Source organism: Promicromonospora xylanilytica (assembly GCF_054782895.1).
The window spans coordinates 420382-436512 of record NZ_BAAGRP010000007.1 but is presented as its reverse complement, the minus strand read 5'-3'; the positions used below and the strand labels follow the sequence as shown (position 1 = coordinate 436512).

12 protein-coding genes and 1 pseudogene are annotated in these 16131 nt (G+C 71.8%); all 13 read left to right on the top strand.

The genetic code is table 11. The annotated features are described in order from the left end of the window. Positions 1 to 440 precede the first annotated feature (440 nt). The 13 genes and pseudogenes from ACYVK7_RS09705 (at position 441) to ACYVK7_RS09645 (ending at position 16111) form a co-directional block, all read left to right on the top strand. On the top strand, positions 441 to 1358 hold the full coding sequence (locus ACYVK7_RS09705; protein ID WP_460887480.1) for a type IV toxin-antitoxin system AbiEi family antitoxin domain-containing protein: 918 nt from the start codon (positions 441 to 443) through the stop codon (positions 1356 to 1358). 495 nt (positions 1359 to 1853) lie between these two features. Further along, a pseudogene (gene hisI, locus ACYVK7_RS09700) lies at positions 1854 to 2210 on the top strand (phosphoribosyl-AMP cyclohydrolase); the annotation flags it as partial. Between the two features lie 122 nt (positions 2211 to 2332). Beyond that, the gene (locus tag ACYVK7_RS09695; RefSeq protein WP_460887479.1) at positions 2333 to 3934 is read left to right on the top strand and encodes an anthranilate synthase component I; all 1602 of its coding nucleotides are present in this window, start codon (positions 2333 to 2335) and stop codon (positions 3932 to 3934) included. Then, positions 3931 to 4578, top strand: a complete 648-nt coding sequence (locus ACYVK7_RS09690; RefSeq protein WP_460887478.1) for a Trp biosynthesis-associated membrane protein — start codon at positions 3931 to 3933, stop codon at positions 4576 to 4578. The genes ACYVK7_RS09695 and ACYVK7_RS09690 overlap by 4 nt, the downstream gene beginning before the upstream one ends. Positions 4579 to 4638: 60 nt before the next feature. Continuing rightward, positions 4639 to 4899 (top strand): HGxxPAAW family protein, encoded by a 261-nt coding sequence (locus ACYVK7_RS09685; RefSeq protein ID WP_460887477.1) that lies wholly within the window; start codon positions 4639 to 4641, stop codon positions 4897 to 4899. Between the two features lie 4 nt (positions 4900 to 4903). Then, complete coding sequence (locus ACYVK7_RS09680) at positions 4904 to 5197, top strand: DUF4190 domain-containing protein (RefSeq protein WP_460887476.1); 294 nt, start codon at positions 4904 to 4906, stop codon at positions 5195 to 5197. Then, positions 5181 to 5654 (top strand): DUF2752 domain-containing protein, encoded by a 474-nt coding sequence (locus ACYVK7_RS09675; protein WP_460887475.1) that lies wholly within the window; start codon positions 5181 to 5183, stop codon positions 5652 to 5654. The genes ACYVK7_RS09680 and ACYVK7_RS09675 overlap by 17 nt, the downstream gene beginning before the upstream one ends. Before the next feature lie 198 nt (positions 5655 to 5852). Further along, positions 5853 to 6668: an indole-3-glycerol phosphate synthase TrpC gene (trpC, locus tag ACYVK7_RS09670; RefSeq protein ID WP_460887474.1), complete on the top strand. Its 816-nt coding sequence runs from the start codon at positions 5853 to 5855 to the stop codon at positions 6666 to 6668. A gap of 11 nt (positions 6669 to 6679) precedes the next feature. Further along, positions 6680 to 7954 carry a tryptophan synthase subunit beta gene (gene trpB, locus ACYVK7_RS09665; RefSeq protein ID WP_460887473.1) on the top strand — a complete coding sequence of 425 codons (1275 nt, stop codon included), beginning with the start codon at positions 6680 to 6682 and terminating at the stop codon, positions 7952 to 7954. Then, on the top strand, positions 7951 to 8856 hold the full coding sequence (gene trpA, locus ACYVK7_RS09660; RefSeq protein WP_460887472.1) for a tryptophan synthase subunit alpha: 906 nt from the start codon (positions 7951 to 7953) through the stop codon (positions 8854 to 8856). The genes trpB and trpA overlap by 4 nt, the downstream gene beginning before the upstream one ends. A 2-nt stretch (positions 8857 to 8858) precedes the next feature. Then, positions 8859 to 9941 (top strand): prolipoprotein diacylglyceryl transferase, encoded by a 1083-nt coding sequence (lgt, locus tag ACYVK7_RS09655; protein ID WP_460887917.1) that lies wholly within the window; start codon positions 8859 to 8861, stop codon positions 9939 to 9941. A gap of 115 nt (positions 9942 to 10056) precedes the next feature. Further along, entirely contained in the window at positions 10057 to 14640 is a 4584-nt protein-coding gene (gene gltB / locus ACYVK7_RS09650) for a glutamate synthase large subunit (RefSeq protein WP_460887471.1), read from the top strand. Further along, positions 14633 to 16111 carry a glutamate synthase subunit beta gene (locus tag ACYVK7_RS09645; protein WP_460887470.1) on the top strand — a complete coding sequence of 493 codons (1479 nt, stop codon included), beginning with the start codon at positions 14633 to 14635 and terminating at the stop codon, positions 16109 to 16111. Before gltB ends, ACYVK7_RS09645 begins: the two co-directional genes overlap by 8 nt. Positions 16112 to 16131: the final 20 nt, after the last annotated feature.

Sequence of the window (16131 nt, the reverse complement as noted above, 5' to 3'; positions counted from 1 at the left end):
GTGCGTCGATCAGACCCCTCGGCGACGCACAACCTTCTGCTCGACCAGGTGACCGACTCGTAGGTTGCGGCTCGGCGTCGACGACCGGGGTAATTGGGCACGTAACCTGCGGTTCGGTGCCCGGTCGACTCGACTGAACCGTGCACAGGTTGCGGTTCGGTGCTGGGGCGCTGCGGTGCCGGGCGTTCGGCAGTCCGGCAGCCTGACAGGAAAGCTCGTCGGACGGCGCCGAGCGACGCGACGTCGGGTTGCCGACGTCGGCGGCGGACTGCTCGTGCCTCGGAGCGGTACCTGCCAACAGCGCCAGAAGCCTTCGAGCGCGACCACAACCAGGCTCGGACCGGGCTTGTACACAGGCGGGGCGCTCGCGGCCCCCAAGAGCCGGTCCGGTGGCGTTGTCTGGCGGAGTGGGACGAAAGTACGAGCTGCCCAGCGACCTGATGATCCTCGCCGAGGCTCAGGCGGGCCTGATCACGACGGCACAGTGTCGCGCCGTCGGTGTGTCACCGACGCGCGTCGCCCGCCTCCTCGAATCCGGGACCTGGAGACGAGTCACGCGTGGCGTGTACGACACCGACTCGACACCGGTCTCGTCCCGGCACCCCGATCGGCGTCGACGTCGGGCCGCGTTTGCCGCGAAGCTCGCACTCGGTCCGGAGTCGGTCGTCGTCGGCGCGTGCGCGCTCGCGCTCCATGGTGTCTGGGGTCTCCCGATCGCACTCCGACCGCAGGCGACCCTTCCCGGCGGACGCCGCGCCTACTCGCGCGACGGCATCCAGGCCCGGATGTTCGACGGCGGGATGACTTCCACCGAGGTCGACGGTATCCAGGTTGCAACAGTGGACTGGGCGCTCACCCAGGCGGTTCCTGAGATGGACCGATTTCATGCGGTTGCTGCCATGGACAACGCGCTGAACAGGGGGCTGATCACCCGGGACAAGCTGGACGAAGTCCATGACAGAACTCGCGGACGACGGGGAATCGCCACACGACACGGGTACTTCGTGGAGACGGACGCGAGGGCAGAGTCGCCCAACGAGTCCCGAGCCCGGCTCGACTGCGTCGACAACGGCGTGCCACCGGATGCGCTGCAGGTACCGGTGCGCGACCTGTCCGGGGTGATGCGTCGGGGTGATCTGGGATGGGTGTTCAAGGACGGGCGGATCCTGATCGCGGAGGTCGACAGCGACGAACACCACGACCTGGACCGGATCGCCGCGGATGCCGAGCGGCACAACGACATCACAGCCGTCTCGACAGTCGTGCTGCATTTCCGGACGAAGGCCGTCTATACACCGGGCGCGGTTTCGAGCGTGGTCCGCGCGACCCTCGACCGATACAACGACCCGCCCCGCTGATCGGGGTCGCGTGGCTGGTCCGATATGCGGCCGGAGAATTCCGCGCACTCACTTCACGCCGCGTCGTTGCTGGAAGCCCTGTGCCGTTCGGGCCTGGCGTCGTCGTCCGACACGGTGGTCCGGACGACTACCTTGCGGCTCGGCATGGGATCGCCGTCCTGTGGACGCCTTGTTCGGATCAGCCTGAGGCGCAGGGCGCCGAACCGCAACATTGATGCTCGATGACGAGTGCCGAACCGCAACTTTCCCGTCTCAGGTCGAATCTGTTCGCGCCGAACCGAAGCTGATCTGTCGATCTTGGTGTCGAACCGAAGCCTGAGCGTCCTGGGAGGGCCGGATCGACGCGCGACCTTCGGTTCGGCGGTGATTCGGCGCGCAGCTTTCGGTTCGGCGCAGAACCGGGCCCACGCGGCAGCCCTGTCCGAGTTCGGCAAGGACACGCCCCGGCGGCGGACATCACACCTCCGTGGGCCCGCGACGTGGCAGGATTCTCAGGTGCCCGAAGCTCTCGACCCCACGATCTCCGCCCGCCTCAAGCGGGACGACACCGGCCTGGTCGCCGCCGTCGTCCAGCAGCACGACTCGGGCGAGGTGCTCATGGTCGGCTGGATGGACGACGAGGCCCTGCGCCGCACCCTCACCGAGGGGCGCGTGACCTTCTGGTCGCGGAGCCGCGCGGAGTACTGGCGCAAGGGCGACACGTCGGGCCACGCCCAGTACGTCAAGTCGGTCAGCCTCGACTGCGACGGCGACGCCCTGCTGGTCCAGGTGGACCAGGTCGGCGCCGCGTGCCACACCGGCACCCGCACGTGCTTCGACGCCGGGGGCGACCTCGGCGCCGTCGTCGGGGAGCGCACCGAGCCGAACCTCGGGGAGCGCACCGACCCGGACCTCGGGAAGCGCCCCGAGCAGGGCTCCGGAGAGCACGCCGTGCGGAACGGCACCGAACGTGACCAGCGAGACGAGGAGTACCGGTGACCCAGCTCGAGACCCAGCTCGACCCGCACGAGGCCCGCGCGGCGACCGCGCCCGCCGACCTGTCCTGGGGTCGCACCTGGCCGAGCCTCGGGGAGTTCCGCGAGATGGCGGCCGACCGCCGGGTGATCCCGGTGGTTCGCCCCCTCCTCGCCGACGACGCGACCCCCGTCGGTCTCTACCGGACCCTCGCGCAGGGCCGCCCCGGCAGCTTCATCCTCGAGTCGGCGGAGTCGGGCGTCTGGGCGCGCTGGTCGTTCGTGGGCGTCACGTCGCGCGCGACCCTGACGAGCGACGAGGGGCAGGCCGTCTGGACCGGTGACGTACCCGTCGGCATCCCGACGGAGGGCGACGTCGTGGACGTGCTGGAGGCGGCCCTCACCGCGCTTCGCACGCCCGGTGTGGCCAACCTGCCGCCGCTCACCGGCGGCCTGGCGGGCGTGCTCGGGTGGGACATCGTGCGGCACTGGGAGCCGACGCTCCCGTCGACGGCGCCCGACGAGGTGGGCGCGCCGGAGCTCGCGCTGTGCCTCGCCACCGACCTCGCCGTGGTGGACCACCGGGAGGGGACCGTGTGGCTGGTCGCCAACGCGATCAACGGCGACGCCACGGACGACCGGGTCGACGAGGCGTACGCGGACGCCGTCGCGCGGCTCGACGCCATGGAGGCGCAGCTCGCCGCCGGCGGCGCACGGGTCACGTCGGTGGTCGTGGACGGCCCTGAGCCGCAGCTCGAGTTCCGGTCCACGCAGGACGAGTTCGAGTCCGCGGTGCTCGCGGGCAAGGAGGCGATCCGCGACGGCGAGGTGTTCCAGGTGGTGCTGTCCCAGCGCCTCGACCTGGACTGCCCTGCGGACCCGCTGGACGTCTACCGCGCGCTGCGTACCGTGAACCCGAGCCCGTACATGTACTACTTCCACCTGGCCAAGCCCGACGGCGCCGAGTTCGCCGTGGTGGGTTCCAGCCCGGAGACCCTCGTCAAGGTGGACGACGGCCACGTCACCACCTACCCCATCGCCGGCTCCCGGCCGCGTGGTGCGCACCCCGAGGAGGACGCGGAGCTGGGCGAGGAGCTGCTGGCGGACCCCAAGGAGCGGGCCGAGCACATCATGCTCGTCGACCTGTCCCGCAACGACATGGTCAAGGTGTGCGAGCCCACCAGCGTCGAGGTGGTCGAGTTCATGAAGGTGCGCCGGTTCAGCCACATCATGCACATGTGCTCGACGGTGGTGGGCCGGCTCCGCGCCGGCCGCAGCGCCCTGGACGCGCTGCGGGCGACCTTCCCGGCGGGCACGCTGTCCGGCGCGCCCAAGCCGCGCGCGGTCGCCCTGATCGACGAGCTGGAGCCCGCGTCCCGCGGTATCTACGGCGGGGTGTGCGGCTACTTCGACTTCGGCGGCAACATGGACATGGCCATCGCCATCCGCACCGCGTACATCGCCGGCGGCCGCGCCAGCGTGCAGGCGGGCGGTGGCATCGTCGCCGACTCCGTGCCCGCCCTGGAGTACGCGGAGTCGCGCAACAAGGCGGCGGCGGCGGTGCGAGCCATCCAGCTCGCCTCGCGCCTCGCGCCCCTGCGCCGGTCCGGAGGCGCCGAGTGACCCGCACCCGCACCGTCCTCGCGCTGCTCGTCCTCGGCGCGCTCACGTTCGGCACCGGCTCGCCCACCTGGGTGACCACCACGGTGGCCACGGCGCTGGAACCCGAGGTGGCCGTCACGGCGGCGGGCACCTCGGCGGCGCCGGGGGTCGGCGCCGGGGCCCTCGTGCTCCTCGCCGCGGGCATCGCGTGCGCGCTCACCGGCCGGGTGGCCCGGTACATCGCCCTCGTGGTCGCCGCGGCAGCGGGGGTGCTGGTGGTGACGAGCACGCTCGTCGTCGTCAGCGACCCGGTGCCCGCTGCCACCGCCGCCGCGTCCGCGACGAGCGGTGTCACCGAGCTCACGTCGCCCGTCACGCTGACCCTGTGGCCGTGGGCGGCTCTCGTCACGGGCGTGCTCGCCGTGGTCGTGGCGCTCTGGGCCGCGGCGGCGGCCCGGGGCTGGGCGGCGACGTCGGGCCGGCACGAACGCACGGACCCCTCGGCCACACCGCCCGGGACGGCGACACCCGCCACCGACGCCTCGCCGGCCGAGCCGCCGGCCGGGGAGGTCGTGGCCCCCGAACCGGGGTCCGACGACGACCAGATCGACCCCCACGACGCCTGGGACGCGCTGTCCCGCGGCGACGACCCCACGGGCCGCTGACCTGACCGGGAACGGTTAGGCTGAGCGCGTACCGCACGACACGAAAGGCACCCACCTGCGATGACCGACAACAAGCCCGAGATCGCCTACCTGCCGCCGGGCGTTCCGCCGACCAACCACGGCCACACGGTCGCCGCGTGGGTGACGATGGCCGGCATCACGCTGGGCGTCCTCGTCTGCGCGTGGGGTGTGCTGGTGGCCCAGTCCTGGTCCTCCTGGCTGATCCTGTTCGTGCTCGGCTTCGTGGTGATCGGCGCCTCGCTCATCATCGGCCTGGTGCTGCGGAACCTCGGCATGGGCCAGAAGAGCGTCGGACGGTAGTGCGATGACCGCCCTCGCGATGGCCGCGCCTCCCGCGGCCGCACACCCCAAGAACAACCTGGGTGCGTGGTCCCTCGTGCTGGGCGTCGCGTCGGTGGTGCTGGCGCTGGGCGTCCTGACCGGTATCCCCGCCATCATCATCGGCAACAAGGGCCGCCGGGCGGTCCGGGCCGGCGAGGCCGACAACGAGCGCATGGCGCTGACGGGTGTCGTGCTCGGCTGGACCTCCCTCGTGATCCTCGCCCTGGTGAGCGGGCTCCTCGTCGTGAGGTTCCTGGCCGGTGGCCCCGGTTCCTGAGGCGTCGGCCCGGTCGGGCGGCCCGGTGGACCGGGCGGCGGCGACCGTGCCGGGCCCCGGGCGGAACCTCCTTCGCGCACCGCTGCTGGCGGGGGCGGCGGTCGCGGCCGCCACGCTGCTGGTCGCGGTGCGCGACCCGCACGCCCGCGGCTCCTACGGGCTCTGCCCGCTGCTGGAGCTGACCGGCCTGGCCTGCCCGCTGTGCGGAGGCCTGCGCGCCACGCACGACCTGGCGCACCTCGACCTCGCGGGGGCCTGGTCGGCGAACGCGCTCTGGACCGTGACCGCCCCCGTGGTGGTCGTCCTGTGGCTGGCGTGGCTCGTGTCCGCGGCCCGCGGCCGGCCCGTCAAGGGCCTGTCCGGCACCGCCGGCTGGGTCACCCTCGGCGTCACGCTGGCGTTCTTCGTCGCACGCAACCTCCCCGGGCTGCAGCCGTACCTGACCGGGTGGATCTGACCGGCGGAATCGATCAGATGATCTCCAGGGAGTACTCGTACCACTCCCGGCCGGGGATCTGACGGCACGTCGTCTCACGCTCCGGGAGTGGTCAGGACCACACCTTGGATCCGCCTACGATGGCCATGGGGCGATCACCCCCAACAACGTACGAGGCGTAAGACGAGGGCAGAGCAAGGGCACGGGGAGGCTCATTACATGTCGGTCCTGGAGGACATCGTCGCGGGAGTTCGTGAGGACCTCGCGGAGCGTGAGGCACGCGTGCCTCTCGACGCGCTCAAGGAGCGCGCCACCGCGGTGCCCGGGGCCCTCGAGTGCCTCGGTCGCCTCAAGCAGGCGGACGCCGTCTCGGTGATCGCCGAGGTGAAGCGCTCGAGCCCCAGCAAGGGTTCCCTCGCGCAGATCGACGACCCGGCGGCGCTCGCCGTCGAGTACGAGACCGGCGGCGCGTCCGCGATCTCCGTGCTCACCGAGCAGCGCCGCTTCAACGGCTCCCTGGCGGACCTGGACGCGGTGCGCGCCCGGGTCGACGTCCCGGTGCTGCGCAAGGACTTCGTGGTCACGCCCTACCAGGTGTGGGAGGCGCGCGCGCACGGCGCCGACCTGGTGCTGATCATCGTGGCGGCCCTCGAGCAGACCGTGCTCGAGTCCCTCGTCGAGCGCGTGCACTCGCTCGGCATGACCGCCCTGGTCGAGGCGCACAACCTCGAGGAGGTCCGCCGGGCCGTGGGCGCCGGTGCCCGTGTGGTCGGCGTGAACCACCGGAACCTGAAGACTCTCGAGCTGGACCGCGGTCTGTTCCGCAGCCTCGCCGAGTACATCCCGGACGACGTGATCAAGATCGCGGAGTCCGGCATCCGTGGCCCGCACGACGTGATGGAGATGGCCCGCGCCGGCGCCGACGGCGTGCTGGTGGGCGAGGCGCTCGTGACCGACGGCGCGCCGCGCTCGTCGGTGGCAGACCTCGTCGCCGCCGGCTCGCACCCGTCGCTGCGGTCCGTCCGCCCGGCTTGAAGGGATTCCACGTGACCTCCGCAAAGCTGTCCGACGTCTCCGGGCCGTACTTCGGCCAGTACGGCGGGCGTTTCGTGCCAGAGGCGCTCATCGCCGCGCTCGAGGAGCTGGAGACGGAGTTCCGCAAGGCGGCCGACGACCCCGGGTTCGCGACCGAGCTGCAGCGCCTGCACCGGGAGTACACCGGCCGGCCCAGCCCGCTGACGGAGGTGCAGCGGTTCGCGCAGCACGCGGGCGACGCGCGCGTCTTCCTCAAGCGTGAGGACCTCAACCACACCGGCTCGCACAAGATCAACAACGTGCTGGGGCAGGCCCTGCTGGTCAAGCGCATGGGCAAGAAGCGCCTCATCGCCGAGACCGGCGCAGGCCAGCACGGCGTCGCCACGGCCACCGCCGCCGCCCTGATGGACCTCGAGTGCGTGATCTACATGGGCGAGGAGGACACGCGGCGGCAGGCGCTGAACGTGGCCCGGATGCGCCTGCTGGGCGCCGAGGTCGTGCCCGTGAAGATCGGCTCGCGCACCCTGAAGGACGCGATCAACGAGGCCCTGCGGGACTGGGTGGCCAACGTCGAGACCACGCACTACCTGCTCGGCACGGTCACGGGCCCGCACCCGTTCCCCGAGATGGTGCGCCAGTTCCACCGCATCATCGGCGAGGAGGCGCGGGAGCAGATGCTGGAGCGTGCCGGCCGTCTGCCCGACGTCGTCGCTGCGTGCGTGGGCGGCGGGTCCAACGCGCTCGGCATCTTCAACGCGTTCCTCGACGACGAGGGCGTCGACCTGTGCGGCTTCGAGGCGGGCGGCGAGGGCGTCGACTCGGGCCGGCACGCCGCGCGGTTCAGCGGTGGTGCGCTGGGCGTGCTGCACGGGGCCCGGTCGTACCTGCTGCAGGACGACGACGGCCAGACCCTGCCCAGCCACTCCGTGTCGGCGGGTCTCGACTACCCGAGCGTCGGCCCGGCCCATGCCTGGCTGCACGACCTGGGCCGCGCCACCTACGAGCCGGTCACGGACGACGAGGCCATGGAGGCGTTCCGCCTCCTGTGCCGCACCGAGGGCATCATCCCGGCGATCGAGTCGGCGCACGCCCTCGCCGGCGCGCTGCGTGTCGGCAAGGCCGCGGCGGCGGCAGGCCGCACGGGACCCGACGGCGAGCCGCTCCTGATCCTCGTGAACCTCTCGGGGCGCGGCGACAAGGACGTGGCGACGGCCGCCCGGTGGTTCGGGCTGCTCGAGCAGGGAGCGGCGGCAGAAGAGCTCGAGCGGCAGGAGGGCCGGGGATGAGCGCGGTGACGGAACCGGTGACGGGGTCGCGCACGAGCGACCTGATCGACCGGCTGCGCGAGCAGGAGAACCGGCCGGCCCTGGTGGGCTACCTCCCCGTGGGCTTCCCGACGGTCGACCGGTCGATCGAGGCGGTCAGGACCCTGATCGACAGCGGCGTGGACATCGTCGAGCTCGGACTCCCGTACACGGACCCCGTGCTGGACGGCCCGGTGGTCCAGCAGGCCGCGCAGACCGCGCTGGACGCGGGCGCGCGCGTGCGGGACGTGTTCCGCGTGCTGCGGGAGCTGACCGACTACGCCCCGCACGTACCGGTGCTGGTCATGACCTACTGGAACCCGGTGCTCAAGTACGGCGCCGACGCGTTCGCCCGTGACCTGGCCGCCGCGGGGGGCGCCGGGCTGATCACACCCGACCTCATCCCGGACGAGGGGCCCGACTGGATCGCCGCGAGCACGGCCCACGGTCTGGACCGCGTGTTCCTGGTGGCACCGAGCTCGACCCCGGAACGCCTGAAGCTCACCGTGGGCGCGACACGCGGTTTCGTCTACGCGGCGTCGCTCATGGGCGTGACCGGGGTGCGGTCGGAGGTGGGCTCGCGCGCCGAGCAGCTCGTGGCCGACACGCGCGCCGCCGGCGCTGTCAACGTCTGCGTGGGCCTCGGCGTCTCCACCGGCGCGCAGGCCGAGGAGATCGGCCGGTACGCCGACGGGGTCATCGTCGGCTCGGCGCTGGTCCGGCCGCTCCTGTCGGACGCACCGCTGTCCGACGACGAGTGGGCCGCCCGTCTCACGAAGCTGGCCGAGGTGACGAAGGACCTCGCCGCCGGGGTACGTTCGGCGCGTGCCACCGCGCCGGACACCCCCGCAGGCGCGACCGTCGTTCCCGGAGAGGTTCCGTGACGCTGCTGACCGTGCTGCCGGCAGCTCTGCCCGTCGAGCTGACCGCTGCGCTGCCTGCTGCGCTGACCACCGAGATACCCAGCCCCGCCCAGCACACCTGGTACCTGGGGCTCTTCCCGCTACGGGCCTATGCCCTGGCGATCCTGGCGGCCATCGCGATCGCCGTCTGGATGACCGCCCGGCGGTGGAAGGCGCGCGGGGGCGACCCGGAGGACGTGCTCGAGATCGTGTTCTGGGCGGTGCCGTTCGGCCTGCTCGGCGGGCGCCTCTACCACGTGCTCTCCTCGCCCGACCGGTACTTCGGCGAGAACTTCTCGGGCGGGGGCGACCCTGTCAAGGCGCTCTACGTCTGGGAGGGCGGCCTCGGCATCTGGGGTGCCGTGGCACTCGGTGCGTTCGGCGCGTGGCTCGGCTGCCGGCAGAAGGGTGTCCGGCTGTCGTCCTTCGCCGACGCCGCCGCGCCGGGACTCCTCGTGGCGCAGGCCGTCGGACGGCTCGGCAACTGGTTCAACCAGGAGCTGTACGGGCGGCCCACCGAGCTGCCGTGGGGGCTGCGGATCGACGCCGAGTACCTGGTGGCGAACCCCGCCACGGGCGTCGCGTACCCCGAGGGAACGCTGTTCCACCCGACGTTCCTGTACGAGCTCCTGTGGTGCCTGGCAATGGCTGGAGCCCTGCTCTTCCTCGACCGTCGGTTCAAGTTGGGTCATGGGCGGGTATTCTGGACGTACGTCCTGCTCTACACTCTCGGACGGGTCTGGATCGAGATGCTCCGCATCGACGATGCAGAGCTGGTGCTGGGGCTTCGCCTCAACGTCTGGACCTCGGTCCTCCTCGGCCTCGCCGCCCTGGTGGTCTCGATCGTGCTGGCTCGGAGGTTCCCCACCAGGGAAGAGTCGGTACGGCTGTGGCCGGCGGGCGAGGATCCGTCGGCAGGGCCTGCGGCGGAGCCAGAGCCTGACCCGGAGCCTGATCCCGGGCCAGACCCAGCACGTGAAGGGACCGACGAGGCGGCAGCCGAGCCGGAGGAAGAGAAGACCGCAGCAGTGGAGAAGTCCGACTCGGACGCCTCCGCGCGCACCTGAGGGGCACGACCGCCGGGACCACCGGACGACGAGCCCCCTGACCGACCGGGCCGCCGTCGTCCCGGACCATCGCAAGGAACTGCGCCCGGCCATGGCCGGGTGCCTGTGAGGACCCATGACCAAGCCGTTGCCGACACAGAAGGTTGGGCTGCCCACGCAGAGCATGGAAGGCGGCCTGTACGACCCGGCGGCCGAGCACGACGCGTGCGGAGTCGCCTTCGTGGCGACCCTGCGCGGCACGCCCGGACGCGACATCGTCGATGCCGGGCTCACCGCCCTGCTGAACCTCGACCACCGCGGCGCGGTGGGGGCGGAGGAGGACAGTGGTGACGGCGCCGGGATCCTGACCCAGATCCCCGACGCCTTCATCCGCGACGTGGTGAGCGTCGACCTCCCTCCCGCGGGCAAGTACGCGATCGGTACGGCCTTCCTGCCGACCGACGCCGCCGAGCGGGAGTCCGTCGAGCGCCGCGTCGAGGCGCTGGCCGCCGAGGAGAAGCTGGACGTGCTCGCGTGGCGCGACGTCCCGGTGGACGCCGGGATCGTCGGCCCGACGGCGCGGGCGTCCATGCCGGTGTTCCGCCAGGTCGTCGTGGCCGACCCCTCCCGTGGCCTGTCCGGGATCGACCTGGACCGCCGCTGCTACCGCCTGCGCAAGCGCGCGGAGAACGAGGCAGGCCTGTACTTCGCCTCGCTCAGCGCCCGCACCCTGACGTACAAGGGCATGCTGACCACGGCGCAGCTCGAGCCGTTCTTCCCGGACCTGTCCGACCCGCGGTACGCCACGGAGCTCGCACTGGTCCACTCACGGTTCTCCACCAACACCTTCCCGTCGTGGCCGCTGGCCCAGCCGTTCCGGCTGCTGGCCCACAACGGTGAGATCAACACGGTGCGCGGCAACCGCAACTGGATGGCGGCGCGCGAGGGGACCATGGAGTCCGAGCTCCTCGGTGACCTGACGGCGCTCCGGCCGGTCTGCTCGCCCGGGGCGAGCGACTCGGCGAGCTTCGACGAGGTGCTCGAGCTGCTGCACCTGAGCGGCCGGTCCCTGCCGCACTCCGTGCTGATGATGGTGCCGGAGGCCTGGGAGAACCACACCAGCATGGACCCGGCGCTGCGGTCGTTCTACGAGTACAACGCGAACCTCATCGAGCCGTGGGACGGTCCGGCCTCCCTCACGTTCACCGACGGCACCCTGATCGGCGCCGTGCTGGACCGCAACGGCCTGCGTCCCGGCCGCTGGTGGGTCACCGAGGACGGGCTCGTCGTGCTGGCCTCCGAGGCCGGCGTGCTCGACATCGACCCCGCCACGGTGGTCCGCAAGGGCCGGCTCGAGCCCGGCAAGATGTTCCTCGTGGACACCGGCTCGGGCCGGATCGTCGAGGACGAGGAGGTCAAGTCCGGCCTCGCGGCCAAGCACCCCTACGGGGACTGGGTCCGCGAGAACTCGGTCAACCTCGACGACCTGCCCGACCGTGAGCACGTGGCGCACAGCCCCGCGTCCGTCCGGCGGCGGCAGCGCGCCTTCGGGTACACCGAGGAAGAGCTCAAGATCATCCTGACGCCGATGGCGACCACCGGCGGCGAGCCGCTCGGCGCCATGGGCTCCGACACGCCCGTCGCCGTGCTCTCGCAGCGTCCGCGGCTCCTGTTCGACTACTTCACGCAGATGTTCGCGCAGGTGACCAACCCGCCGCTGGACGCGATCCGCGAGGAGCTGGTCACGGCCATCGACAGCACCATCGGCCCGGAGCCCAACCTGCTCGTCGACATCCCTGAGCATGCGCGCAAGCTGGTGCTCGGGTTCCCCGTGCTGGACAACGACCAGCTGGCCAAGATCGTGCACGTCGAGCGGGACCGGGAGCTGGAGGGTGTCTTCCACGCGGAGACGATCCAGGGCCTCTACGAGGTCTCCGGTGGTGGCGACGCGCTGCTCGCCCGGCTCGAGGCGATCTTCGCCGACGTCGACCGGTACGTGGAGGAGGGCGTGAGCTTCCTCGTGCTGTCCGACCGGGACGCCAACTCCGAGCTCGCCCCGATCCCGTCGCTGCTCCTGACCAGCGCCGTGCACCACCACCTGGTGCGCAAGCACACGCGCACCCGGGTGTCGCTCGTGGTCGAGGCCGGCGACGTGCGCGAGGTGCACCACGTCGCGCTGCTCATCGGCTACGGCGCCGCCGCCGTGAACCCGTACCTCGCGATGGAGACGGTCGAGGACCTCGCCCACCGCGGGTACCTGGAGGTCACTCCCGAGAAGGCCGTCGCCAACCTCATCAAGGGGCTCGGCAAGGGCGTGCTCAAGGTGATGTCCAAGATGGGCATCTCCACGATCATGTCGTACCGCGGCGCCCAGATCTTCGAGGCCGTCGGCCTGTCCAAGGACCTGGTCGAGGACTACTTCACCGGTACCACCTCGCGGCTCGGTGGCATCGGCCTGGACGTCATCGCGGCGGAGGTCGCCGCGCGGCACGCCGAGGCGTACCCGCCGTCGGGCAACACGAAGCCGGGCGAGCGCCTCACCACGGGCGGCGAGTACCAGTGGCGGCGTGACGGCGAGGACCACCTGTTCGACCCCGAGACGGTGTTCCGCCTGCAGCACGCCACCCGGTCCGGCCGGATGGACATCTTCCGGCAGTACACGCGGCGCGTGGACGAGCAGTCGAACCGCCTCATGACGTTGCGCGGCCTGCTGCGGTTCAACCCCGACCGCGAGCCGGTGCCGATCGACGAGGTCCAGCCGGTCAGCGAGATCGTCAAGCTGTTCAACACGGGCGCCATGTCGTACGGCTCCATCTCGGCCGAGGCGCACGAGACCCTCGCGATCGCGATGAACCGCCTCGGCGGCCGGTCGAACACGGGTGAGGGCGGCGAGGACCCCGAGCGGCTGTATGACGACGAACGGCGTTCGCGCGTCAAGCAGATCGCGTCGGGCCGGTTCGGCGTGACCTCGGAGTACCTGACCCAGGCCACCGACATCCAGATCAAGCTCGCCCAGGGCGCCAAGCCCGGCGAGGGCGGCCAGCTGCCCGGTTCCAAGGTCTACCCGTGGGTGGCGCGGACCCGGCACTCGACCCCGGGCGTCGGGCTCATCTCGCCGCCGCCGCACCACGACATCTACTCGATCGAGGACCTGGCCCAGCTGATCCACGACGCGAAGAACGCCAACCCCTCCGCGCGCGTGCACGTGAAGCTGGTCAGCGAGTTCGGCGTCGGCACCGTCGCGACCGGTGTGTCCAAGGCGCACGCCGACGTCGTGCTCATCTCGGGGCACGACGGTGGCACGGGCGCCTCGCCGCTCACGTCGCTCAAGCACGCGGGCACACCCTGGGAGATCGGCCTGGCCGAGACCCAGCAGACGCTCGTCCTCAACGACCTGCGCGACCGCATCGTGGTGCAGGTCGACGGCCAGATGAAGACCGGCCGCGACGTGATCGTGGCGGCACTGCTGGGGGCCGAGGAGTTCGGCTTCGCGACGGCGCCCATGGTCGTGTCGGGGTGCGTCATGATGCGCGTCTGTCACCTGGACACCTGCCCGGTCGGCGTGGCCACGCAGAACCCCGAGCTGCGCAGCCGGTTCACCGGCAAGCCGGAGTTCGTCGTGAACTTCTTCGAGTTCATCGCCCAGGAGGTGCGTGAGCACCTCGCCGCGCTCGGCTTCCGCAGCCTCGAGGAGGCGGTGGGCCAGGTCCAGGTGCTCGACACCCGCAAGGCCGTCGACCACTGGAAGGCACAGGGCCTCGACCTGGCGCCGGTGCTGGCACAGCCGCAGGTCAAGCCCGGTTCGTCGCTGCGCCACACCGCCGTGCAGGACCACGGCCTGGCCAGGGCGCTGGACAACCAGCTGATCAAGGCGGCCGCCCCGGCGCTCGAGCGGGCGGAGCCCGTGCAGGTCGAGCTGCCGATCCGGAACGTGAACCGCACGGTCGGCACGATGCTCGGCCACGAGGTGACCAAGCGCTACCGCGGCGAGGGCCTGCCCGACGACACGATCTCCGTCACCCTCACCGGGTCGGCCGGTCAGTCGCTCGGCGCGTTCCTGCCCCGCGGCATCACGCTGCGCCTGTTCGGAGACGCCAACGACTACGTCGGCAAGGGGCTGTCGGGCGGCCGCATCGCGGTGCGCCCGGACCGGGCGTCGGTGCTCGACGGCGGCAACGTCATCGGCGGCAACGTCATCGGCTACGGCGCCACGTCCGGCGAGGTCTACCTGCGCGGTCGCGTGGGGGAGCGGTTCGGCGTGCGCAACTCGGGTGCCACCCTCGTCGCGGAGGGCGTGGGCGACCACGCCTGCGAGTACATGACGGGTGGCACGGTCCTGGTGCTCGGCCCCACGGGCCGCAACGTCGGCGCCGGCATGTCCGGCGGCACCGCCTACTTCCTGGACCTGCGGGTCTCGCGGGTCAACCAGGTGGCGCTGGAGACGGGGGAGCTCACCGTCGAGGCGCTGACCGACGCCGACTGGGAGACCGTGCGCGGGCTGCTGGAGCGGCACCGCGCCGAGACCGGATCGACCGTGGCGGCCGAGCTGCTCGACGACCCGGTGCTCGCGCGGGGCCGGTTCAGCCGCATGCTCCCGCCCGGCTGGGCGCGCGTGCGCCTGGCCCTCAGCGAGGCGGAGGCCGCAGGCGCCGACGTCTCGGGCAAGACCCAGTGGGACCCGTCCGTCTGGGACCAGATCATGGAGGTGGCACGTGGCTGACCCCAGGGGATTTCTCAAGGTCCGGGAGCGGGAGCTCCCGCCGAACCGGCCCGTCGAGGTGCGACTGCGGGACTGGAAGGACACGCACGCGCACCGTGAGGACGGTCAACCGTTCCTGAAGGAACAGGCCGGCCGCTGCATGGACTGCGGTGTTCCGTTCTGCCACCAGGGCTGCCCGCTGGGCAACCTGATCCCGGACTGGAACGACCTGGTGTGGCGTGGTCAGTGGGCCGACGCGATCGACCGCCTCCACGCGACCAACAACTTCCCGGAGTTCACCGGGCGCGTGTGCCCGGCGCCGTGCGAGTCGTCCTGCGTGCTGAGCATCAACCAGCCGGCGGTGACGATCAAGAACGTCGAGGTGTCGATCATCGACGAGGCGTTCGCCCGTGGCCTGGTCACGCCGCACGTGCCGGAGCGGCTCACCGGTTCGACGGTCGCCGTCGTCGGCTCGGGGCCCGCTGGTCTCGCCGCCGCGCAGCAGCTGACGCGCGCCGGCCACACCGTGGTCGTGTACGAGCGGGACGACGCCATCGGCGGCCTCCTGCGCTACGGCATCCCGGACTTCAAGCTCGAGAAGCTGCACATCGACCGCCGTCTGGAGCAGATGGAGGCCGAGGGCACGCGCTTCCGCCCCGGCGTCGCGATCGGCAAGGACATGAGCTGGGACGCCCTGCGTCGCCGGTTCGACGCCGTGGTGGTCGCCACCGGCGCCACCGTGCCGCGCGACCTGTCGCTGCCCGGCCGTGACCTGGCGGGCGTCCACTTCGCCATGGACTACCTGACCCCTGCCAACCAGGCGGTCGCGGCCGGTACGCCGGACGTCCTGCCCGAGGGCGCGCCGACGGCCGCTGGCAAGCACGTCGTGATCATCGGCGGCGGTGACACCGGCTCGGACTGCCTGGGCACCGCGCTGCGCCAGGGGGCCGCGAGCGTCACCACGCTCGCGATCGGCAAGAAGCCGCCGCTCGAGCGCACGGCGAACCAGCCGTGGCCGACCGACCCGATCCTGTTCGAGGTCTCGACCTCGCACGAGGAGGGCGGGGAGCGCACGTACCTGGCCTCCACGGTCGAGTTCCTCGCCGACGCCGACGGCAACGTCCGCGCCCTCAAGGTCGCGGAGACCCAGTACCTGCCCGACGGTCGCCGGGCCGCCACGCCCGGCACCGAGCGGGAGATCCCCGCCGACCTGGTGCTCGTGGCCATGGGCTTCACCGGTCCCGAGACCGGTGTGCTCGAGGAGCAGACCGGCATCGAGATCACGGAGCGTGGTCTGGTCGCCCGCGGCGACGACTACGCTGCAAGCCTGCCCGGAGTTTTCGTGGCCGGCGACGCCGGCCGCGGGCAGTCCCTCATCGTGTGGGCCATCGCGGAGGGCCGTGCTGCGGCCGCCGCGGCTGATACCTACCTGCAGGGCAGCACCGAGCTGCCTGCCCCGGTGCGTCCGCGAACGCTCGCTCTGCGGTCGTGACCGGAGAACGCACCCGGGAG